The 21,813-nt window shown below is 50.8% G+C and carries 22 protein-coding genes; 12 read left to right on the top strand and 10 right to left on the bottom strand.

Features of this window, described 5'->3' with window-relative positions:
• Window positions 1-165: 165 nt before the first annotated feature.
• Window positions 166-348 carry a DUF8621 family protein gene (locus tag AC286M_RS10640; protein WP_488204358.1) on the bottom strand — a complete coding sequence of 61 codons (183 nt, stop codon included), beginning with the start codon at window positions 346-348 and terminating at the stop codon, window positions 166-168.
• Between the two features lie 474 nt (window positions 349-822).
• On the opposite strand from AC286M_RS10640, the gene metG reads away from it, so the two are divergent.
• Both metG and AC286M_RS10630 read left to right on the top strand, forming a co-directional pair.
• Entirely contained in the window at window positions 823-2,406 is a 1,584-nt protein-coding gene (gene metG, locus AC286M_RS10635; RefSeq protein WP_488204357.1) for a methionine--tRNA ligase, read from the top strand.
• A gap of 98 nt (window positions 2,407-2,504) precedes the next feature.
• Window positions 2,505-3,122: a LabA-like NYN domain-containing protein gene (locus AC286M_RS10630; protein ID WP_488204356.1), complete on the top strand. Its 618-nt coding sequence runs from the start codon at window positions 2,505-2,507 to the stop codon at window positions 3,120-3,122.
• 237 nt (window positions 3,123-3,359) lie between these two features.
• On the opposite strand, the gene AC286M_RS10625 is transcribed toward AC286M_RS10630, so the two are convergent.
• On the bottom strand, window positions 3,360-3,824 hold the full coding sequence (locus AC286M_RS10625; protein WP_488204355.1) for a tRNA (cytidine(34)-2'-O)-methyltransferase: 465 nt from the start codon (window positions 3,822-3,824) through the stop codon (window positions 3,360-3,362).
• A 316-nt stretch (window positions 3,825-4,140) separates the two neighbouring features.
• On the opposite strand from AC286M_RS10625, the gene AC286M_RS10620 reads away from it, so the two are divergent.
• Both AC286M_RS10620 and AC286M_RS10615 read left to right on the top strand, forming a co-directional pair.
• Window positions 4,141-5,481: a coiled-coil domain-containing protein gene (locus tag AC286M_RS10620; protein WP_488204354.1), complete on the top strand. Its 1,341-nt coding sequence runs from the start codon at window positions 4,141-4,143 to the stop codon at window positions 5,479-5,481.
• Between the two features lie 86 nt (window positions 5,482-5,567).
• Complete coding sequence (locus AC286M_RS10615) at window positions 5,568-6,734, top strand: LppP/LprE family lipoprotein (RefSeq protein ID WP_488204353.1); 1,167 nt, start codon at window positions 5,568-5,570, stop codon at window positions 6,732-6,734.
• Window positions 6,735-6,850: 116 nt separating this feature from the next.
• Here AC286M_RS10615 and AC286M_RS10610 read toward each other — a convergent pair whose 3' ends face one another.
• The gene (locus tag AC286M_RS10610; RefSeq protein ID WP_488204352.1) at window positions 6,851-7,492 is read right to left on the bottom strand and encodes a DUF3318 domain-containing protein; all 642 of its coding nucleotides are present in this window, start codon (window positions 7,490-7,492) and stop codon (window positions 6,851-6,853) included.
• A 220-nt stretch (window positions 7,493-7,712) separates the two neighbouring features.
• Entirely contained in the window at window positions 7,713-8,786 is a 1,074-nt protein-coding gene (dusB, locus tag AC286M_RS10605) for a tRNA dihydrouridine synthase DusB (RefSeq protein WP_488204351.1), read from the bottom strand.
• A 362-nt stretch (window positions 8,787-9,148) separates the two neighbouring features.
• Here dusB and AC286M_RS10600 point away from each other — a divergent pair, with 362 nt between their 5' ends.
• The 6 genes from AC286M_RS10600 to AC286M_RS10575 all read left to right on the top strand — a co-directional run bounded on the left by AC286M_RS10600 (window position 9,149) and on the right by AC286M_RS10575 (window position 12,510).
• The gene (locus AC286M_RS10600; protein WP_488204350.1) at window positions 9,149-9,460 is read left to right on the top strand and encodes a hypothetical protein; all 312 of its coding nucleotides are present in this window, start codon (window positions 9,149-9,151) and stop codon (window positions 9,458-9,460) included.
• Between the two features lie 91 nt (window positions 9,461-9,551).
• Complete coding sequence (locus AC286M_RS10595) at window positions 9,552-10,085, top strand: AAA family ATPase (protein WP_488204349.1); 534 nt, start codon at window positions 9,552-9,554, stop codon at window positions 10,083-10,085.
• Window positions 10,086-10,274: 189 nt separating this feature from the next.
• Complete coding sequence (locus tag AC286M_RS10590; protein ID WP_488204348.1) at window positions 10,275-10,697, top strand: hypothetical protein; 423 nt, start codon at window positions 10,275-10,277, stop codon at window positions 10,695-10,697.
• Between the two features lie 135 nt (window positions 10,698-10,832).
• Window positions 10,833-11,084 (top strand): hypothetical protein, encoded by a 252-nt coding sequence (locus AC286M_RS10585; protein WP_488204347.1) that lies wholly within the window; start codon window positions 10,833-10,835, stop codon window positions 11,082-11,084.
• Window positions 11,085-11,242: 158 nt separating this feature from the next.
• Complete coding sequence (locus tag AC286M_RS10580; RefSeq protein WP_488202633.1) at window positions 11,243-11,716, top strand: hypothetical protein; 474 nt, start codon at window positions 11,243-11,245, stop codon at window positions 11,714-11,716.
• Between the two features lie 50 nt (window positions 11,717-11,766).
• Window positions 11,767-12,510 carry a hypothetical protein gene (locus AC286M_RS10575; protein ID WP_488202632.1) on the top strand — a complete coding sequence of 248 codons (744 nt, stop codon included), beginning with the start codon at window positions 11,767-11,769 and terminating at the stop codon, window positions 12,508-12,510.
• 326 nt (window positions 12,511-12,836) lie between these two features.
• Here AC286M_RS10575 and AC286M_RS10570 read toward each other — a convergent pair.
• Window positions 12,837-13,921 (bottom strand): ISKra4 family transposase gene (locus AC286M_RS10570; RefSeq protein ID WP_488203071.1). Its coding sequence is split into 2 segments (ribosomal slippage): window positions 12,837-13,735 and window positions 13,735-13,921, totalling 1,086 coding nucleotides; the frame shifts between segments, so codons are not numbered across the junction.
• A gap of 29 nt (window positions 13,922-13,950) precedes the next feature.
• Window positions 13,951-14,904, bottom strand: coding sequence for a hypothetical protein (locus AC286M_RS10565; RefSeq protein ID WP_488204346.1), 954 nt, complete (start codon window positions 14,902-14,904; stop codon window positions 13,951-13,953).
• A gap of 516 nt (window positions 14,905-15,420) precedes the next feature.
• Here AC286M_RS10565 and AC286M_RS10560 point away from each other — a divergent pair.
• Complete coding sequence (locus AC286M_RS10560) at window positions 15,421-15,702, top strand: hypothetical protein (RefSeq protein WP_488204345.1); 282 nt, start codon at window positions 15,421-15,423, stop codon at window positions 15,700-15,702.
• 116 nt (window positions 15,703-15,818) lie between these two features.
• On the opposite strand, the gene AC286M_RS10555 is transcribed toward AC286M_RS10560, so the two are convergent.
• Window positions 15,819-16,478, bottom strand: coding sequence for a Coq4 family protein (locus AC286M_RS10555; RefSeq protein ID WP_488204344.1), 660 nt, complete (start codon window positions 16,476-16,478; stop codon window positions 15,819-15,821).
• Window positions 16,479-16,739: 261 nt separating this feature from the next.
• On the opposite strand from AC286M_RS10555, the gene AC286M_RS10550 reads away from it, so the two are divergent.
• Entirely contained in the window at window positions 16,740-18,122 is a 1,383-nt protein-coding gene (locus AC286M_RS10550) for an adenylate/guanylate cyclase domain-containing protein (RefSeq protein ID WP_488204343.1), read from the top strand.
• A 150-nt stretch (window positions 18,123-18,272) separates the two neighbouring features.
• Here the strand turns inward: AC286M_RS10550 and AC286M_RS10545 are convergent, their stop codons facing one another.
• The 3 genes from AC286M_RS10545 to pckA form a co-directional block, all read right to left on the bottom strand.
• On the bottom strand, window positions 18,273-19,022 hold the full coding sequence (locus AC286M_RS10545) for a Mut7-C RNAse domain-containing protein (protein ID WP_488204342.1): 750 nt from the start codon (window positions 19,020-19,022) through the stop codon (window positions 18,273-18,275).
• Between the two features lie 112 nt (window positions 19,023-19,134).
• The gene (locus tag AC286M_RS10540) at window positions 19,135-19,671 is read right to left on the bottom strand and encodes a MamS/MamX family magnetosome protein (protein WP_488204341.1); all 537 of its coding nucleotides are present in this window, start codon (window positions 19,669-19,671) and stop codon (window positions 19,135-19,137) included.
• A 109-nt stretch (window positions 19,672-19,780) separates the two neighbouring features.
• A complete protein-coding gene (gene pckA, locus AC286M_RS10535; RefSeq protein WP_488204340.1) occupies window positions 19,781-21,409 on the bottom strand; it encodes a phosphoenolpyruvate carboxykinase (ATP) in 1,629 nt (542 codons plus the stop codon).
• Window positions 21,410-21,813 lie beyond the last annotated feature (404 nt).

The following is a 21,813-nucleotide window of genomic DNA, read 5'->3' as shown; positions in this document are numbered from 1 at the left end:
AAAAAGGGACCTGCTCAAAGTTCCCCTTTTTGAGGGGGATTTAGGGGGATCAGTCCGGGATTTAGAAGGACTATTCAGATGTGTACAAGCAGTAGTCTGGAGAACTGAGGTTGCGTGTAATGTTAGGTTTCCTTCGTCAACCCAACCTACAGAAGGATTAGAAACTTACTGAGCAGCATCTGTTGTGACAACTGCTTCAACCTGAACTTTGTTCTGCTCGTCGTCTACTTTGGCAACGGCCCAGCGCAAGGGTTCTCCTCGCTTGCTGAGTTCGGCTTCAATGGCTTTCTGCGTTTCGGCAGGTGAAGCTTGTAAGTCAATTTCGGCGGTAATGAAATGAGTGGTCATGGGTACAGCGACATCCTTCATATCAATCAGCAACTGACTCAGTTCGCTTAACGGCTTTGTTTAACGAGTTGGTTTAACTCAGTCAGTGTTTTCGATTGTATACCGCCAGTACGCTCTGCGTGTCGCCCCTCCAATCCCGAAGTAATCATTAAGATTATCGGCCAGCGACCCATCACACTTGGCATAAATTCTGAATACTTCGTTAAAGATTATGGCTGACAAATAGGTTCTAACCACGTAAACTGGTCAATCTTGCTGTGAGACAACTATGGATTAGCTGCTTTTCAACCATTTTTGCTGGCATCAGCACGGCAGGCAACAGAGTGATATTTATTTTGTATCCTTTAGTTTTGTATCCTTATATAAGAATAATAAAGAATCAATCCCTTAAAATCCGACCTTCGCTCTGACGTTTGGTTCGACCTGGGATTGAGATGCCGATAGTTTAAATTGTTTTGTCTTTAATAAGCCTTCATGAGTTCTGCGCCTGAATCTCCGTTTTCTATTACAACACCGCTCTATTACGTTAACGATCTGCCGCATATTGGGAGTGCCTACACCACCATTGCCGCAGACGTAATTTCGCGATCGCAGCGGCTGCGCCATCGTCCCACACTGATGATTACAGGCACAGATGAACATGGGCAAAAAATTGAGCGCAAGGCCCAAAGCCTGAATCGCTCTCCCCAAGAGCACTGTGACCAAATTGCCGAGGGCTTCAAAGACCTATGGCAGCGGCTAAATATTCAATATGACCGCTTCAGCCGCACGACGGCAGAGCGCCATCTCGCGATTGTGAATGAATTTTTTGATCGCGTCTGGCAGAAAGGGGATATCTATCTAGACCGCCAGCAGGGTTGGTACTGTGTCTCCTGTGAGGAGTTTAAAGAAGAGCGTGAGCTACTAGACGATCATCGCTGCGCTATTCACACCAATCAGTCCGCCGAATGGCGCGATGAAGAAAACTATTTCTTCCGGCTTTCTCAATATCAGCAGCAGCTTGAAGACTATTACCAAGCAAATCCTGATTTTATTCAGCCTGTCAGCCGTCGCAATGAGGTGCTGAGCTTCGTTTCTGGTGGTTTACAGGACTTTTCCATTTCACGGGTCAATCTGGACTGGGGCTTTCCTGTACCAACCGACGAGAAGCATACACTGTACGTTTGGTTTGATGCGCTGTTGGGCTACATCACGGCATTACTTGAACCCGAAGATGAGCCAACGCTAGAGAATGCGCTCAAGCGCTGGTGGCCGATTAATATTCACCTGATTGGTAAGGACATTCTGCGCTTCCATGCGGTTTACTGGCCCGCCATGTTGATGTCAGCGGACTTGCCGCTGCCGCCGCGCGTATTTGGACACGGCTTTTTGACTAAAGACGGTCAAAAGATGGGTAAGAGCTTGGGCAACACGCTGAATCCGTTTGATCTGGTGGATCAGTACGGGGCCGACGCCGTGCGCTACTACTTCATGAAGGAAATCGAGTTCGGTCGCGATGGCGACTTCAATGAGCAGCGCTTTATCAACGTGCTCAATGCCGATCTCGCCAACGACTTGGGCAATTTGCTCAATCGGACGCTGCGGATGGCGTATAAGTACTGCGATCGCAACGTCCCCAACGTTACCGCTAACCAGATTTCGGTTGACAACATGCTCAAGTCCAAGAGCCAAACCTTAGCCGAAGAAGTCTTTGCTGCCTACGACAGTCTCTCGTTTAGCACCGCTGCTCAAGCGGTACTTGGCGTCGTCCGTGCCAGCAATAAGTACCTAGACGAAGAAGCACCCTGGACAAAGTTCAAACAGGGTGAACAAGCTGCTGTCGAGGAAATTCTCTATGCCGTTTTAGAAAGTGTTCGTCTCGCCGCATATTTACTTTCACCGCTGATCCCAGATATCAGTACCGAGGTATATTCGCAACTCGGTTTTCACGGAACTGATTTTAATAATCGCGAAATTGGCGCGATCGCACATCATCGGGATCACGCGCAGTGGGGCTTTTTGCCCGCTGGACAAGCCTTGGGTGAAGCCAAGCCCGTATTCCAACGGATCGAGTCATAAAACTAACATTCATTACAAACTTAGACGAAATTGAGAGGTATGCAGATTTATCTATGCCTCTTGCCTAACATTGGATCACATAATATAGAGGTTTTCACATGTTTCATAGTCCCGATATAGAGGGCGATTCTGTATTTTCAACACCCGAACAGGTTTTAGAAAATCGAGGGCGCGTAGCCATCTTTATTGATGGCTCTAATCTGTTTTATGCCGCTCTACAGCTCGGTATTGAAATTGACTACACCAAACTTCTGTGTCGTCTGACCGCAGGTTCTCGGCTGCTCCGTTCCTTTTTCTACACGGGTGTGGATCGCACCAATGAAAAGCAGCAGGGTTTTTTGCTCTGGATGCGCCGCAACGGCTACCGCGTCATCGCGAAGGATCTTGTTCAACTACCAGACGGTTCCAAGAAAGCTAATTTAGACGTTGAAATCGCGGTCGATATGATGGCGCTGGTCGGTTCCTACGACACCGCAGTTCTCGTCAGCGGCGATGGCGATTTGGCCTATGCCGTCGATGCCGTCAGCTACCGAGGCGTCCGCGTCGAGGTCGTCAGCCTCCGCTCCATGACCAGCGATAGTCTGATCAATGTGTCGGATCGATACATCGATCTCGATGGCATCAAAGAAGACATCCAAAAAACACCCCGTCATCCCTATACCTACCGTCCCCTCGGCAGTTTAGGGCTAGTTGAAGAGCAGGACGAAGTTCCCTAGAGCGACTTGAGAGTCAGGGCTTAAGAGATAAAGTTTGATATGCGATCGCAATCCTCCACGATGGTATATCAGCTTGATCTGCCAATTAAAAAGCCGTCAAAGTAAAAGTAGTGTCACCCCCGCTACACCCAACACTACTCATTCACCTCATTCCTACTTCACCCTTAGCTCCCCCACTCCCCATCTCCCCTGCCCCTCTAATCTCCTAACCTATCACTCCTCTCGCCTCACCCCCAGCTACTCCTCCAAATACCCCAACTGCCGCCGCGCCTCAAACAAACCAATTGCCACGCTGACCGACAGATTCAAACTTCTCACACCACAATTGGCCATCGGAATCCGCGCCGTTTCGTGACAGGCCGCCAAGATTTCTTTAGACAGTCCCGTTGTTTCACGACCAAACAGCAGCCAGTCATCCGGCTGATAGCTCAGCTTAGTGTAGTTGCGGCTGCCCAATTTGGTAAATCCAATCCAGCGTCCGCCCCGACTGCGGGCGTGCTGCTCAAACTCGGCCATTGACTCATGCACATGCAGTTTGACATGCGGCCAATAATCCAATCCAGCTCGCTTCAAATAGCGATCGCTAATTTCAAACCCCAATGGCCCCACTAAATGCAGTTCGGTATTCGTAGCCGCACAGGTGCGGGCGATATTGCCTGTATTGGGTGGAATTTGGGGTTCAACTAAAACAACTTGCGGCACTCACCTATCCTCGAAATCGCCTTATCTTATTGGTTAGATCAAGTCTGTGTATAAGAACCCGATTTATTGTTTGTGAAACGTATGCTCCGCATACGTTTCACAAACAATAAATTATGGGTTTTCAACTAGGCTTGATATTGGAAGATGACTTTGTTGTGTGGGCAACGCTCACACAACAAAAAATTATTTCTATCTTCATCCCAAGATTGTCATTGTCTCAGACTTTGTTGTGAGTCATAAATACTCGTGACTTGGCCCCATATAAATGGGCATACTGGAGACTGGATCTCAAACGCTAAAGTAGCCATAGAACATCATGGGGCTGTTTTCGAAGTTTCATTCTTGGTTTCGGGCCAATCAGGTGAGCCAGCCTAGTGCGCCGCCCTCCGCTCAAGCACCTGCGTCTCTGCCCAGTGCGCCGCTGCCAACGACATCATCGCAAAAAACTCTGCAACAGCTAGAGCAAGAAGTCCTAGCGCAGTACAAACCACATTCCCTAAAATCCGCATCCCCCCAGCACAAAAACCGATGGACTGGCAAACTGATTGGCATGACTCTACTCGTGGGTGTACCCGTCGGTACACTATGGGCGATCAATCTGCCTTATCCGCCAATTCGTCGCCCCATTGCTGAGAATGCTCCGATTCTCCTACTGCCCAGCTATACCAGAATGGATCACAGCTATCGGGCCGCCATTGACGCCGTTGAACAGGCCAAGCAGCTTGTGGACAATGCAACGACTCCAGCTGACATTGATTTAGGCGCTCAGAAAGTCGCAGAAGCAAAAGAACATCTGGATAAACTGCCGCTTTGGCTATGGGATGAACTACCGGGCTACCGCTCCTGGTGGTGGTATAGCCGGATGAACCATGCCGGATTTGATTCAGCTCGCCGTGAGATTGGTCGGCTTGATGCCAAAGCGATCCAGGAGCGTAACGCTCAGGCCGCATTAACAGATGCAGAGCAAGCCATCGATCTGGCTAAACAGCAATATCAGCAAGCAAATACGGCTGCCGCTCAGCTCACGGCTAGCCAAGCTTGGCAATCAGCACTGGCTCAACTGGCGCAGGTGCCATCGCAAACCTTAGCGGGTCGGATAGCTCAGCAACAATTAACGGCAGCACAACGGGAGTGGCAGGATACCGTCGGACTGGCCGCGAGCAATCAACAAGCAGCGACTCAAATCCAGATTGCGCGGGATTACGGTATCAGGGCGGCTCAAGCAGGACAAAATCCGCCCCATTCAGTTGAGGAATGGCAGAGAGTTGAAAACATGTGGCAGGACGCGATCCAACACCTCGATCAGGTTTCTCCTGAAGATTCAGTCGGCTATGAAGCCGCCCAGAACCTACGAGCTGAATATCGAGATAACTTGGCCCAAATTCAGGTTCGTCGCCAACAAGAAGCGAAGGCCGTGGAGACTCTTCAGCAAGCGCAGCGTAATATTCAAACACTCCAGGCAAATTCCGCTCGCTACGACCGGAATAGGCTGATTAGCCAAATTCAAGGCATTATCAATCAGCTCAAGCAAATTGAAAACGGGACAACTGCTTATCGAGATGCACAAGTGCTGCTGTTGCAGGCACAGAACAAACTCGATCAACTCCAGGCCCAACCGTCTACGCCCGGAAACACTACCGATGTATCCGGACTTTAGCTGAAGTGAAGCGAAAGAACTAATCTTGGGATACTCAGTTATTGGTATGGTGTTCCTTAAATTTCTTTTGCAAGGATAATATAGCCGTGAAACAGATTATTTTGGGGCTGTCGAACTCTCTAGTATTAATAACTTCGCTGCTGTTGACCCAAAGTGCGATCTCACAATCTGCACCGTCTGACCCCTCAGGAACTTGGCTGGATCAGGAAACAAATTGGAATACAGCCGGAGCCGAAATTCCCCAGGCCCCGATGTATGAAGGTGGTAATAATCTACCCAACTGCGATATCGGTGTGCGTCAAGCCACGCTGCCGGAAGATGCTCTAGTTGAGGCCGCAGGCTGGACGCTCACCGGATCGGCGGAAATCTTCAATGACACAACGGTGATCATGGGCATGGCCGATGCCGATGGCATGTGTCGCCCGTTGCAGTACCAAGTGTTTGTCTTTTCCGATGGAGAATTTGCAGGCACGCTGTCACCCATGCCAATGGATTCCCGTACCGATGGCAGTTTGGCCGATTTTGATCTCTATCGTGAAGGTTATTTAGACGCATCATTCAATCGCTACACACCTGAAGACGCGCTCTGCTGCGCCTCGGGGCAAAGCCGTTTGTTCTACGAAGTCGAGATGGCAGGCGAGCAGCCCGTTTTAGTGCCTCAACTGCCGGCTGACACGTACAGTAACGTAGAAGAAGAGACAACGTCTGAGGACACAGAATTCGCTCCCACTGAGCCGTCGAATTTACAGCAGTCTGATCTACAAACCTTTGACGAAACAGCCGCTGGCATTCCTGTGATGGCTCAGTATCCTGCCGATCAGGTTGAGGTCATGAGTGCAGGTAGCGGAGAGGGAGTTGGCGTTTTCTTTACCTTCAAGCCGCAAGGGAACGCCCTCGATGATGCTTATGTGCATGTCTTTCTGCCAGCGGGTACTCCCTCAACAACTGAACTAATGCCATTTATCACTGGCCCGAATGGTTTAATTGAAAGCAATGGCTGGATGCTGGACGGTAGCCGCGCCGATACGGCGAGTGAGTTTCCCTACTCCTGGTTTGAGATGGTGTTTGATTTCAGCACCGATATGGAACAGTCGGGACATATTCTGATTGGTCAAACTAACGGGCAAGCCGTACAGGTGACGCTGCTTTATCCGTCGGAAATGGCTGATGCTTACTGGCCTGCAGCTCAGACTATTCTGGACAGCTTGAAATTTGATGCTGATCTGCTGCCGATCGCACAATCTGAATCGTAAATGTCTTGCCAACTACTTCACATCATATCCAAGCTGTAAAAACTAAAGCGCCAGGTCAGCATTGACCTGGCGCTTTTATACATATGTTCGATTGTACTGAGACGTACTCAGACGAATTAGGACGGCATTCGCGAACCGCGAGCGCGATCCTTAGCGCGGGCGGCGCTGCGCTTCAGAGCATCTAGGCGCTTTTCGTATTTTTGTCGCTGGCGCTTCTTCGGTGATTGTTCAATCAGCGTTTTCAGCGCACTACCGAGGCTCTTATAAGCATTGGGCAGCGTGTAGCCAAAACGAGTGGCAAGTGCGATCGCTTTTTCGTCGGCTGAGATCGATTCTTGCAGTTTGCGCTCCCCATTGTTGCGCTTGTAGAGGCGGAAGCCAGAGACACCACAGAGGGCAAGGGCAAGGATCAGCAACAGGCCATCCTGTACCCAAAGTTCACCGACTGCGCCACCGAGACCAATCGCTAACGCCGCCATCTCCCAACCATCGCGGGGAATCGTGTCGTTCTGAATTTTGGCAACTTCGTGCCAGAACATGAGGTTGCGCTGATCAATTGCCAGTTGATCCCAGCGCACTAGGTCAATCTGAATTTCGACCTGATCTTTGCCAATTTCTTCGCAAGTAATCAGCGGCGGATTGACGACCGTGGAGGATTCCACCGTGACCCAGCTTTTCAGCTCTGGCGGCAGCAAGGTCTTCAAACGGCGCAATTCACTCACATCTGCCCGAGTCGATGAGGTTGCGTATGATGTCATCTGTACAGCCTATGGAAGCAGCTATGGTTAATTCAATCTTATCGTTGTATCTTACAAGCCTATGAATCTTACGGTGAAGCTCACAGGGCTGATGTAACAAACTTAACGGCAAATGGATCGCACGTTGTCAATCTTTAGGACACACTTTGATAAGACTTTGTTTTCCATCCTAGCGCGATTAGGACAGGGGCGAAGGGAGTGAATCCGAACCCAGTTGGCGTTAAACCCCTACCAAGCCCACGGTTGGCTCGGCTGAATGATTTAAATTTGTTGGATTTAAAGTTGTTAAAGTTGCGATCGCAGCTTCGAGCAATTGCGTTCCTTCTTCAACCGACTGCATTTGGCACATGCGATCGCGCAGTTCTGCCGCTCCGGCAAATCCTTTGACATACCAGGTCATGTGCTTGCGAGCCTGGTGCAGACCCCGCATTCCCTTGTACTCCCACAGCATTTGCAGATGCTCTTGGGCACAGCGTAAGCGTTCGATTACGGTCGGTGGCGCTTTTTCCTGGCCCGTCTTGAGGAAATAATCGATCTCGCCTACTAAAAACGGATAGCCCAGCGTCCCGCGCGAGCACATAACGCCATCGGCTCTGGTCAGTTCCAGGCAGCGAATGGCGGATTCCACCGAGTTAATGTCACCATTAGCGATTACGGGAATATCCAGTGCAGCTTTTACCTTGGCGATCCACTCCCAGCGAGCGGTGCCATTGTAGCCCTGAGCGCGAGTGCGACCGTGCAGGGTAAGCATCTGCGCTCCGGCCTCCTGCATGCGTAGGCCAAACTCGACGGCATTGATGTCGTTATCGTCCCAGCCAATGCGGGTTTTGACGGAAACGGGCACATCCACCGCATTCACCACGGTTTGCACCAACTCCGCCGCTAGTTCTGGCTGCCGCAGCAGAGAAGAACCGCCGCCCTTTTTGGTGATTTTGTTCACCGGGCAACCCATATTAATATCGATGGTTTCAGCCCCTTCGGCCACCGCCATCTGCGCTGCTTCGGCCATGAAGTCAGGCCGACAGTCAAAGAGTTGAATGCTAATGGGTCGCTCATTGGGATCGACATCCATGATGCAGGGCAGCTCTTTGGCATGGCAAATCCCCGACGCATGCACCATTTCGGTATACATCATCGAAGTCGGCGCATAGCGGCGCACCAAGCGGCGAAATACCAAATCTGTCACGCCCGACAGCGGCGATTGCAGCACCCGACTGTGCAGAGTAACGTGACCAATCTGGAGCGGAGTCGCGAGTCGCTGTTGGAGTTCGGGTGAAAGAGTCGGCGTAGGCATGAAGAGGTGATTAGCTGGATATCTAGATATATCGATCATGCCATAATGGACTAGATTCTACTGATTGGAACTCCTCAATGGCATCAGTACCAAAGCAGCGTCAAATCAAGGTTGTTAAAGTTGACATGCGGTCGCCTAAGGTTGATGTATCCTACTGGCAAACTCAACCTTACGCAACGCGACTTGCGGCATTAGAATCCATTCGTCAGGAATTTATAAGTTGGAAATACGGTGCTCAACCAGGATTTCAAAGAGTTTATACAGTCACTAAACGATAATCAGGTTCGTTATTTGGTTATTAGAGGATATGCAGTTGCACTGCATATCCTCGTTACACCAAAGACATTGATATTTGGATTGAGATGTCCCTTGATAATGCAAGCCGCATGATTCAGGCCTTACAGCAATTTGGCTTTGCTGCACTTGATTTGCAGGCTCAAGATTTTATAGTGCCAAATCAGGTTATTCAATTGGGATATCCACCCAATCGAATTGATTTGCTAACAACACCGGATGGAGTGGATTTTGCAACCTGTTATGCAGCACGACTTAAAATTGAGATGGCAGGCGTGCTGGTTAACTTCATTGATTTAGAGAACTTACGGGTGAATAAACGTGCCTCAGGCCGATTACAAGATTTGGCAGATTTAGAAAATCTAGATACTTCTTTGTAGCTGAGTATTTACCCTTGATTCCTACGGAATTGGCTGGGAGAGCGTTGTAGTTAACTTGCCGAATGTTGAGTAGATGGCAGGTTGGCGTTGGATGAGTAGCGCTCAGAGAATTGTTGTGATTGGCACCAGCGGGGCCGGAAAGACAACGCTGGCGCGGCAGTTGGCTCAGCGTTTGGCAATTCCTCATGTTGAACTCGACGCGCTGCATTGGGAGCCAGGCTGGATCGAAGTGCCGAATGAGGTGTTTCAGGCGCGGGTGGAGGTGGCGCTGTCGGGCGATCGCTGGGTGGTGGATGGCAATTACAGTCCGGTGCGATCGCACATTTGGCAGCAGGCCGATACGCTAATTTGGTTGGACTATTCGCTGCCTGTGATTATGAGCCGTTTACTGCGTCGTACGGTGCGGCGGGCGATGACGCAGGAGCTAGTGTGCAATGGCAATCGAGAGAATTGGCGATTGTCGTTTTTCAGTCGCGAGTCGATTCTGCTCTGGGCGCTGCAAACCTATCATCGGCGACGGCGGGAATACCCGATTCTGCTACAGCAGCCGGAGTATGCTCATCTGACTGTTTTGCGGTTGCGATCGCCTGCGGAAACGGATCGCTGGTTGAGTCTTTTGGTGTAGTTGCGATACGGGAGTTGCGATCGCTGACTGACGCAATTGAGCAATTGCGTTATAGGATGTGCGGAGTGAAGCGAAACGCGCCTATAACAAGTGATTGCAGAGATAGTGTGTTCCCAAAAACCAGTGCTACGATTCAAGGCACGGTTAAATGTTGGGCAGTGAATAACTATTTTTGCAAGAGGTCGGGTAATGGATTCTTTGAATGAATTTGAAGCCGTCAAACGGCTGCTTACCTCAAACCCTATATTTGATATCAAAGTTGCTGACCAACGTTTGATTGCGACGCGTCGCCGCACGTTTTTACCCAAACGCGGTGTTTTTCGTCTCTTGATACCGCGTGCTCGTGTGGTTGTGACGGATCGTGTGGAAGGAAAGGTTCGCTATTCGGTTCAACCTGATCCCATTGCGATTTTCATGGTGCTTCTGCTTTTAGGCGGCATTGCTGTTGAGCTGCTGATGGATCGGACACAGTATCCCCGTGATTATCCCCCTGAGTTTATCTATGGCTTGGCGGTTTTTTACATCGGGGTATTAGGAGCGGAAATGGCCTATACCTGGAAACAATTACGCACACTGCTCAACCAGGCGCAGTTTAGAAGCAAAATGCCGTGATAACAGGTGATGGGATGCGATGGTGCGCTCTAGGAATACCAGTGCTATAACCGACAAAAGTTGTGTGAATTGCGCTGCAAAAGCTAAATTTTTGCTCAAGATATAATTGTGTTGGGCGTTGAGCTAGGGCGAAATATGGCAGTTCGACAGCGGCGATATAGCAAAGAGGAATTGGCTCGGCGAGGGCAAGAGCTGTACGAATCGGGTATTCGGCAGCAGGTTAAGGCTGGCAATGAGGGCAGAATTGTTGCGATTGATATTGAGACGGGTGCGTTTGAGGTTGCGGATCAGGTGTTGCTTGCGACGAATTGTTTGTTTGAACAGTATCCTGATGCTCAACCTTGGGTAATTCGGATTGGGCATCGTGCGGTTTATCACTTTGTCTAATCAATACGATGCGCTTCAGGAGTATCAGTGCTACAACCGACAGAGTTTTTGTTAGGAGATGCACCCTACAAGATGTGAGTCGCGCCATAGGCAATCCTAGTTCCACCCAAGTTTGTGTTGAGTAGAATTGAGGCAGAGAGTTCAGCAGGCCAAAGCCGATGGCTCAGCAACGACGCAAGCGTGGCACAGCAGGCGATAAAACGATTTGTCTGCCCATTGCAGACGACCTTGACTACGAGGTCTTAGTAGAAGACCGGGAAGCCTTTCGCCAGTATCTCAACGAGCAGATCGCATCCCACCCGGAACTGTTTCCCGACGGGATTGAGGCAGGCTATCGCTTTCACGGATGGGTCGAGTCCTCTCGTCAACAGCTCAAGACCCGGCGGATTTTGCTGCCGAGTACCGGAGAGGCTTATCAACTGCGTCCCGATTTGGTGATGCCGTACATGAGCGAGACGGCGGAGATGGCCGACAAAGCGCTCTATTTAAGAAAGCATGGCCTGTCGTATGAGGGGATTGCCTATGTGCTGGGCCGTTCTGAGATGCACTGGTATCGGCTCTGTCAGTCGTTCGGTCGAGCCTCGATTGTGGGCAGTACCCTCAAAAGGGAAACGGCGCTCCCCCCCATCTAGTTGCCGATGAGAAGCATTGTGATTGGCACGGGCAGCGAGTCTATCTGGCAGTGACAGCGGCGCAAGGGTGCGTCCTGGGAGCCAGTCTCAGTGCCAATGCGGGTCAGGATGGATTAACCGCAGCCTATGGGGTATTCCAGCAGGAAGCTGCCCATCATGTTCCCGACTATGCGCCCGAGACGGTGACGACTGATGGTTGGGAGGCCACCCGAGCCGCTTGGGAGGAGCTATTCCCTGGCCTGGTCTGGATTCTGTGCTTCCTGCATGAGGTGATTAAAATTCGCGATGGGTGCCGCTCTAAACCAGTCCTGGGTCAGCAACTAGCCGACAAGCTTTGGCATCTGTATCGGGGCCAGAGCAAACGTCACTTTGCTCAACGGTTGCGTCGGTTGCTGGAGTGGGTGAACACCCACGCGTTGCCCCAGGCCATTGACGCTCGCTTGCGACGCCTCAACGACAAATCTCACGTCTTCCAACGCGCCTTTGACTTCCCTGACGCCTATCGCACCAGCAATCAGGTTGACCGTCCGATGAACTATCTTGACCGCATCTTGTATGCCATGCAAGATTTTCATGGATTCTGGGACTCGGCGGAACAGTCGGTGCGCTCGATGGCCTTACTCTGGAACTTCCATCCCTTTTGTCGCAAGACTCGCAAAGCAATGGGCGGGTGCTTATGCCCCTTTGAGCAACTCAACGGCTTCCGCTATCACGACAACTGGGTTCGCAATTGGCTGATTGCCTCATCGTTGAATGGCAGAAGACCATTGCTCAGGAACGCTGACACAAAATAAGTTGGAACTAGAGGCAATCGAGTTTAAATTACGAGGACGCGCTCTGCGAGATTTTGAATTCATTACTTCTTCATAAGTCTAGAATAAGAATTTGCAAGGCCAAAACCAGCACTCTTTCGAAATTTTGCCTCTTTGGCTTGGAGTTGGAGAAGTTCGTTGCCAATGTCTTTCACTTGATTTAAAAACCAAATACTACCTGCAATAAGAATTAACTCTGCGCTACCAATCCCGTTGTTAACTTGGGTAATATCGCCAACTACTTTGTGAGTTGCATTTATTGAAACTGTCCCAACCTCGCATAAGAGTTTGAGTCTTAGGGGAGCACGTCATCCGCTGGCGAGAGAATAAAGGTTGAGCTGGTTGTTCAGGTAAGCGCAGCGGAGCGCCAGAATTTGAGGAACATTCTGAGGGTTCCACTGCGCACCTGCGACCTGCACTCTGGCATCAATCTGCTTGATGAGTGATTCGACCGGGCCTGAGCCAATCGGCATCCCCTCTTGCTGGTAGTACCTGTAGTTGACAATCCGAGCGCGATGTCGCTCCAGATACCTCCCAAATCGTTGAGACTGCTGAGAGTTGAGCCCCGCAAACAGGGCACTGGCCTCATCGACCTGACCGTGCCACAGAAGGTGTCTGGCCTGGTTGAGCCGTTGAAGGGAACCGCCCACTTTATACAGGTTCTCCATCAGGTGATACCAGTCCAAGACCTCCTGGCGAGTGAGCCTCTCCATCTGTTGGTAGAGCGACCAAATGCCGCTGTGTCCGTCTCCTAAGCAGAACACAACACTGGCCCAGCAAAGGCTCCTGAGCCAGGCCAACAGCGCATCATTGTCGTCAAACCAGGCCATACCCACACCGTCACCGTCCAGCCGCACCGCCTTGTACTGCTTCCACTCGCTGGGCTCTCCGCTCGGAGTCACTAGGCGAACCATCCCGCCATCGAGAGCCATCTCCTTGACTGTCTCCTCTGGAGCCGATGACTCAATCGGATTGCGCCCTACGATGCGCTCGACACTCTTGGCGCTCACGGTGACCCCGGTGAGCAGTTCAACATCCCGACTCGCCTGCACGAAGGACACCGTTGCTCCCATCTGCAGACAACACAGCTCGACCAGGGGGCTGAACTGGACTCTGGGCTTGACTCCAAGCCGCTTGGCCTGCTGTCGGCCAACCTGCAATATGCCAAGGATGCTGGTTAGCTTTCGGGTTTCTCCTTCATCTTTGCCGACGCTTGTGTCGATAAAAAAAGACCTAAGTTGGGTGACACATGACGGTGCACTTGCTCACGGACCGTTTGCTCGATTTCGCCTAAGCTCGTCATCCTCATCCCCTGTTCCTTGGCGTCGTCATAGAGGATCTGTGCTAAAGCGTTGACGTGATGCTGCATTTGGTCGCGCTGGTCTGGAGTCATGTCAGGATCCGATAAGGGCACTCACTCCATTATATTTTTATCTCCTCAGCGGATGACGTGCTCCCGAGTCTTAGGGATTTCCTTTCTTGTTCCAGCTCTTCAGCCTGGGATCTATAATCCTGAACCAATTCTTTAGCTTTTTCTTCAAACTTCTCATCTCCTTTGACTTCTAAAGCTATTTGCCTAAGTGATTCAAATAACTCTTCTTTTGCATTAAAGACCTTTCCCCAAGTTCTACTTCGTAGCTCTAATATTTCTCTAAGGCTTAGCTCATCCAAAGCTTTAGGATCGACGAAATCTTGATAGACGATATTCTGAAGTCTATTCAGCTTAGTCCAAAAACAATCTTCGCTATCAGGAGAATTTACTTTAATTATAGAAGCACTATTCTGTAGTAATAGATTAACTATTTTCTGATATCCCTTATTGGAAAAAAATGGGATGATTTCCTTTTCGTGGCAGAATCCTATATATTTTATTATTGCTCCAATTCGTGCATGACTTATTTGTGATATTGCCTGTTTGAGTTCAGTATCATGCTCGTATTCATCAATTAAGGGTAAAGATGGGATATCGTTGATTTTTCCATCACCTATTCCGTCAAGTGCTAACGCTAAAATTTCATCTCTCGAAGTTATAGAACTTAAATATGGATCTTCTAGAGCTAGATTTAAGAAGGCTTGATCAGATGCCATATGTCGATATATCCAAAATATAGAACTTGGATTTAATGGGTAGTTTTTAATTCCAAGCCCACCAAGAGTAAGGCTACCTGGTGCCACTGACTCTTCATAGGTAGAAATAACTTCCAAAGCATCTTGTTGAATAGCTAATTGACATTCGTGAATAAGTTTATCAAAGTCATTATCATATGTTGCGGCTTTACCTAACGGTCTTACCGCATTCATCTCACAAGCAAAGAATGGTGGAATTCCAAAAGCTGCATGCATAAATGCTCTTGGAGGAATCAGAATCTCTATCATCTGGTGAAATCAAATATACTTTTTCGTAAGATAGGAGAGCTCGCTTAATATCTCTCAAGCAAGGTGAGACTTCTGTTGGAATAATTAAAGTATCAGGAATCATTGTGAGTTTACGATTAGAAAAAATGCATCAAAACCAAACTGATTTTGAAGAGTATCTACGGTCTATAATTTTATCTAAAAAAATCCTGTAGGTCGGGTGAAGGATGAAACCCAACAATTCCAGTCATTCTATTTTCTGTCAGTGAACCTGTATTGACTCCACAGGCCAGATACCGTACTGTGAAACGTTAAGTTGTCGTAGCCCTAAACACGTGCGGCGACTGATACCAAAAATCTAGTCACGCTACCCAGAGTTGTTGCGACCAACCCTGGATAGCTAACCCCCGGTTGTACTAGGCAACGCGGCGGCTGTGGAGGATTATAACCTTCTCCAAAGCCACCCTGCATTGCGCTGCACGTTTGCGGGGTGGCTAGATTTTTGGCTTTCAAAAAGTCAAAAACAGGAGAACCACAATGACATATTTCATTCTCGGTGCTGCCTCCGATGCAGCGCCACAGCCCAGTGCGCCCAATCCCAGAAGCTTTCAGCGTGACGGTCGCCATCCCCTGCGGATTATTCTGCTCGGCACCCGTCCCGACATCATCATCACCATCAAAAACCTGCATCGGCGCGGCTTTGCCGAAGCCAACGATTGGAGCCAGCCAATTCCCTGTCCCAATGCGGTCGATGTAGCGCGGCTGTTACCCAGGCAACCCGCTGATCAAATGAGCATTCTGACCCGGTACTTGGGCTAATTGCCCTCACCCTAAATCCCTCTCCCACAGGAGAGGGACTTTGAAAAATTAACTTTCCGGCTCCCCTTCTCCTGCGGGAGAAGGGGCTGGGGGATGAGGGCCAAAACCGACGATCATCAGTGAATGACGGCTGGGGTTGCTGGATAAGCGTCATCAGATGGTGGCTGTTGAGTCGTCAAGACCAAACCCAGTTGCGATCGCACATCCGCAATAGGCCGTTCCCAGTTATCTTCAAACCGATAGGTGAGTAGACACTGCGCCTGCTCACCCAACGCCTTTCCCAGTCGGAAAAACGAGCGCGTTTCCTGGATGCGCCGGGGTTCAATCACTGGATAGAGCACCTGAGCGATGGGATGAAACAGGTTCAACAATTTGCTGTAGTTCTGCGCCACCACAAACGAATAGACCCCAATTTCTCCGGCATAGCTCGTGTCAAATCCCAGCAGGACGTGAAACATATCGTGCGTCACCACATAGCGCAGCGCAAACGGGTTGCGGTTGGCCGCTTCATGCAGATCTGGGCTAATGTTCAACGGCTGAATGCCATTTTTCCGCATATGCTGAGCGTATTCGTAGCCAAGCGTTCCCGGCGGTAGCTGGCTGAGCTGATCGAGGTCGATTTTGGGGTAGTATCCGGCCAACTCCTGAAGCTGGTCTTGGATCGCCGGATTCACTCCCGCTTTGAACAGATTGATTTTGAGAAAAGCCACATCGCCGACCTCGCCAATTGTGTAATAGCGATGAACGGCTTGGATGAAGCGTCTAATGCTAGCCATAGTAATGTGTTGCAGTAACGGGTTGCAAAGGTGTTGCGTAAGAACAGTTTGGGTAATGCACGTTGGATCGAGTGTTGATTGATCAGGGTCGATCACCTGTTTGGGTGTAGCTATCAAACAGCGATCGCAAACTGATCTCAGATCTCGAAGTGCGTATGGTATGACTACAGGCCATCGAACTATCTTTTCGACCGAATTCGGGGTACAACTCAATCCCGAAAGGGTACAACTAAGTTAAAAGTTCCCAGACGATTTAACGCCGTGCGCCAACAACCCTCAACCCAGCCTCACCCAGCCCAGCGATCGCCAATCGCCAGACTCTTCGCTCGGGTGCAGTATCTCCTGTTTGGTAGTCTCCCCGCTGGTCGAGCAGCCAACTACAACGAGTGGCGGCAGCACTTCATGCACAAGCGATTGCGCCTGGGACTTGTCCTCGCCTTTCTTTCCTTCCTCACGTTCATGGGGCTGGAACTCTACGAGTGGCTGTTTCAACCCGAGGAATTTCTAGGCAGTTGGTTTATTACCCAACTCGTCGGCGAATTGTGCCTGCTCATCTGGTATGTCTTACTGCGATCGCCATTTGGCTATCGCTATCCAGAAGTGATTTTCCTGCTGACCTCCTGGTCGATTAACCTCAATGCCCAAGCCGCTGGCATCGTCGAAGGCAACATGGAACCGTCTCTGCTGATTTGGCCGCTGATGTTTCTCGGTCAGGCCACGCTCATCCCCGTCCGCTGGCGACTACACATGGCATCGCAACTGGGACTGTTTGGGCTGTGTGCAGTATTGACCGTTGTTTTTAAGCTCGATGTCATCATGCCGACCGAATGGATGACTGCACCCGTCACGTTTCTCTATTTCTTCTGGCTGTGCGGCACCTGCGACTTATCGGTATATCTCTACGATCGCTTGCAGCGCTCAGACTTTAACTCGCGCCGCGCCCTCGAAAGCGCCTACGAGCAGCTATCTGTCGAGCAGGAACGCTCCGAACGCCTGCTGCTCAACATTTTGCCGGAACCGATTGCCAAGCGACTGAAGCAACAAAACAGCACCATCGCCGACAGCTTTAGCGACGTGGCCGTTTTGTTTGGCGACATCGTCGGCTTCACCGAACTCTCTTCGCGGATCGAGCCGCCTGAGCTGGTGGAGTTACTCAACCAAATCTTTTCGGAATTCGACCGCCTAGCCGACCTGCACGGACTGGAGAAAATTAAAACCATTGGCGACTCCTACATGGTGGTGGCGGGCCTGCCCATTCCCCGCGACGATTATGCTGATGCGATCGCAGATATGGCACTCGACATGCAGCGCACCCTGCACGAGTTCAACCAGCGCACCGGGCAGGATTTCCACATCCGCATCGGCATCGCCACCGGGCCAGTCGTGGCTGGCGTGATCGGCATCAAAAAATTCATTTACGACCTGTGGGGCGATACGGTCAATCTGGCCAGCCGCATGGAATCCCACGGCATCGCCAACCGCATTCAAGTCACCGAAGCGACCTATGAATGTTTGAAAGACAAGTATTTTCTTGAAAAACGAGGTGCGATCGCGGTGAAGGGAAAAGGAGAAATGACCACTTACCTGTTGCTAATGAAGCGCGATCCGTCTCATGCAGCAGAACCCAGCCTCCAGATTAGATGAGATTACGTAAGGGCGAATGGCCATTCGCCCTTACCAGTAAAGGGCTGTAGTTCGTAGGTTAGGTTGAGGAACGAAACCCAACTATCCTTCGTGTCTGTTCACTGCAATTGTTGGGTTTCGCAAGCTCAACCCAACCTACATGACTAATCCCTACCAGACGTTGTTACCTATCACCTGCTCAATCAGCGCTTGAATGCGCGCATAGTGACTTCCTTTCCAGTACACCTGCTGGCAGTTCTGGCATTGGGCAAACTCATCGTAGTGCTGCCGCGTCCGCTCAGGCAACTGGTCGTAAATCTCCGCTTTGGGGACGGGCTTCAACTCGCCGTTGCAGCGCGGACACCGCTGTAGGGGAGCCACCGCAGACTGTAGTTGAAACCGCTCAATTACTTCGATCAGCTGAGCCTCCGGCTGCTCGGCTCGCACGGCATAGCCATAGGTAACGATGCTGCGCTTCAGTAAACCGCGATCTTGCGTGAGTAACAGGCGCAAGTGCTGGTGAGAAATCTGCGCCAGTTCGCTATCATCTATATCGTTCCAATAGAGCGTATCAAACCCCAGCAGTCGCAAATAAGTCGCCAGTTTGCCCAAATGCACATCCAGCACAAACCGCAGCGGATGCAGTGGCGGTGGCTGTACCTGGGATAGTTCCAATACGTTTAACGACCGAAACGCTGGATAAACACTAATGCGATCGCAGTTCTGCAAACTATAGCCAAAGCCAACCGATACCTGATTGACTAAAATCAGGTTCACTTCCGGATGAGGTACGCCCAACGCTTCAATGGTGTCTTTGACGGCTCCCGGCTCGTTCAGACTGTGGGCAAATTCCACTTGCCGCCGCTCTGGCGTGAGAAAGTCATTGAGGCTGCCATAAAAGCGAAACCGAACCTGAAGCATGAAGTCTTGAGCGAATCTGACCCTATTCTAGTGCGATCGTCTGAGCCAGCAACTGGGTTTCTGGTTTCGGGTATTCGCGCCCATCACAGAAGCTCGGTTTACAGGGTTAGGATTACCAACTCCTTGGGTGATGCCGAAAGCCCCGTCCCATCCAGACCGGGAAGCCATCGGCATCGCGCAGTTGTACAACCTGATCGCCGGATTGGAGTTCGGTAGCCATCACCATCGGCTGATTATTGAACTGGTTGCGGAAACCCGTTACTGTTAGCGCCCTGCCAGGCGTGACTTCAATCCCCTGATCCTCCAGATACCAGGCTGGCCCCAAGTGAACCTCAACCGGGCCTTGTCCCGTTTGCATCCGCACAAAAACGCCTTGATGACCGTTGTACTGGTTAACCTCAAGGGCTGTGCCCTCCAAGGTTTCCAGTTCGGCTGAGTCAAACACCGCGTCATCACAGCAAGGCCCACCACCCCATCCGGGGCCACCGCCACGGTGATGTCCTTGCGATTGGGCTGAGTGCATCGGTCTGCCCATTGGCATCCCGCCCCACTGCGGTTCGGCCCGCAGCGGTGTCATGGCAAACGCAAGTGTAGCGAGACTTGCACCAGCCAAAGCCACAAACGCAACTTGGAAAAACTTGATCGACATGATGCAGCCCTCCTTTGTAGAGAGTAGAGCTAAGTCTTTCTATCTTTATGCTAGAACCTCCACTAGACTATAAGGTTCGCGATCGCAATAAAACGATAAGCAATTGTGCTTACGTTAAGGGAACTGCGATCGCAGGTTCCAGCATCGATAGACCCGTTGGATCGGGCTGGGCGGCGATCAGCTCCAGTGCGTCTGCCTCAAACTGCTTGAAGTTGTCGATAAACTGTTCCGCTAGCGCATGGGCTTGCTGCTCATAGGCGGTGGCGCTTACCCAAGTTTGATGCGGATTCAGCAGTCGCGTCGGCACTCCCGGCACCTGCTCTGGAATCAGTACCTTAAAGATCGGATGAGGATGGCAGGGAACGTGATCCAGTGCGCCCGTCAGCGCCGCTGTCACCATTGCCCGCGTATAGGCCAGGGGAATCCGATGACCCACACCGTAAGCGCCACCTGACCAGCCCGTATTAATTAAATACACCGTGGCATTATGCTCTGAAATGCGATCGCCCAGCATCCGCGCATAGACAGCCGGGGATCTCGGCATGAACGGCTTGCCGAAGCAGGCCGAAAAGACCGCTTGCGGCTCGGTGATGCCCCGCTCCGTTCCGGCCAGCTTGCTGGTGTAGCCGGAAATGAAGTGATACATAGCTTGCCGCTTGGTCAGTTTGGCAATCGGTGGCAACACGCCAAAGGCATCTGCGGTCAGGAAAATAATCACCTTCGGATGGCGACCGACGCTGGGAATCACCGCATTGGGAATGTAGTGTAGCGGATAGGCTGCGCGGGTATTTTCCGTCAGGCTGCCGTCGTTGTAATCCGGCTGGCGCGTGTGTGGGTCAAGCACCACATTTTCCATCAGTGCCCCAAACCGAATCGCATCCCAAATTTGCGGCTCGGTTTCCGGTGAGAGCCGAATCGTTTTGGCGTAGCAGCCCCCTTCAAAGTTGAAAATGCCGTTGGGCGACCAACCATGTTCGTCATCGCCAATCAGCCGCCGATTGGGGTCAGCCGAAAGCGTAGTTTTCCCAGTACCCGACAGACCAAAAAATAGCGCCGTATGGCCCTCGTCATCCACATTGGCGGAACTGTGCATCGGCAAGACGCCCCGCTCGGTCAAGAAGAAGTTCATCATTGAAAAGACGGACTTCTTGATTTCTCCCGCGTATTTGGAGCCACCGATAATCACCAGTCGCTGCTCGATGTCCATCACAATGAACGCTTCGCTGCGGATTCCCGGTGTCAGCTCTGGATCACCATGCAATCCAGGCATCGCAATCACGGTAATTTCGGGCTGGTGCAGCTTCAGCTCTTCGGGCGTCGGGCGCAGGAACATCTGATGTACAAACAGATTTTGGCTCGCCAGCTCATTGATCACCCGCACTCCCACCCGATATTCTGGATCAGCTCCGGCAAAACCATCAAACATATACAAATCGCGCCCTTGAACATAGGCGCGAATCTGCTGATAGAGCTGATTAAAAGCTGCTTTGGAAATGGGCACGTTTACCGCATTCCAATCAACTTGGTCGTGAATGCTGGGTTCATCCACAATAAAGCGATCGCGGGGTGATCGCCCGGTGTAATGTCCGGTTTTGACACACAAGGCACCATTGGCAGCCAGTTTGGCTTCTTTATGTGCGATCGCATGTTCCACCAGTTGTGGCACCGAGAGGTTGTAGTAAACCTGACCAACGTTTTTTAAACCGAGAGCTCCCAGAGCATCTAAAGGATTAAACATAGGACTCTATCTCCGCTTGTAGCGCTGCGGGGTCAGAAGGAAAAGCTTATCGGGTAGAGTTGTTTTCCTTTGCTGGCCTTATAATCCAATATTCCCTGATCTGTTTCAATCCGCGTCATTTCGTATCAAAAAATACACAATCCTGTCAGGATTTGCTGATAAAGCAACACAGATTAACATTCATCAAGCCTTATTTGCTGGTGCATTGAGCCGTTTTACTGCCTGTTCAGCTGAGCTCAATGCACCTTGATCCACAGCAGAGCGAAGTAGAGCCTTACTCTCTCGGAAATAAATAGATTTAACAGTCTGCGGTTCCTGCATGAGTTGCGGCGGACGGATTCAGCATAGGCTGATGCTTTTCCCCTCCACAGATTCAGATTAATTTCGCAAACATAAGAGATTCC

This window comes from Thainema salinarum CENA647 (assembly GCF_057732415.1).
The sequence above is the reverse complement of the archived record's forward strand: the minus strand, read 5'-3'. Positions and strand labels throughout refer to the sequence as shown.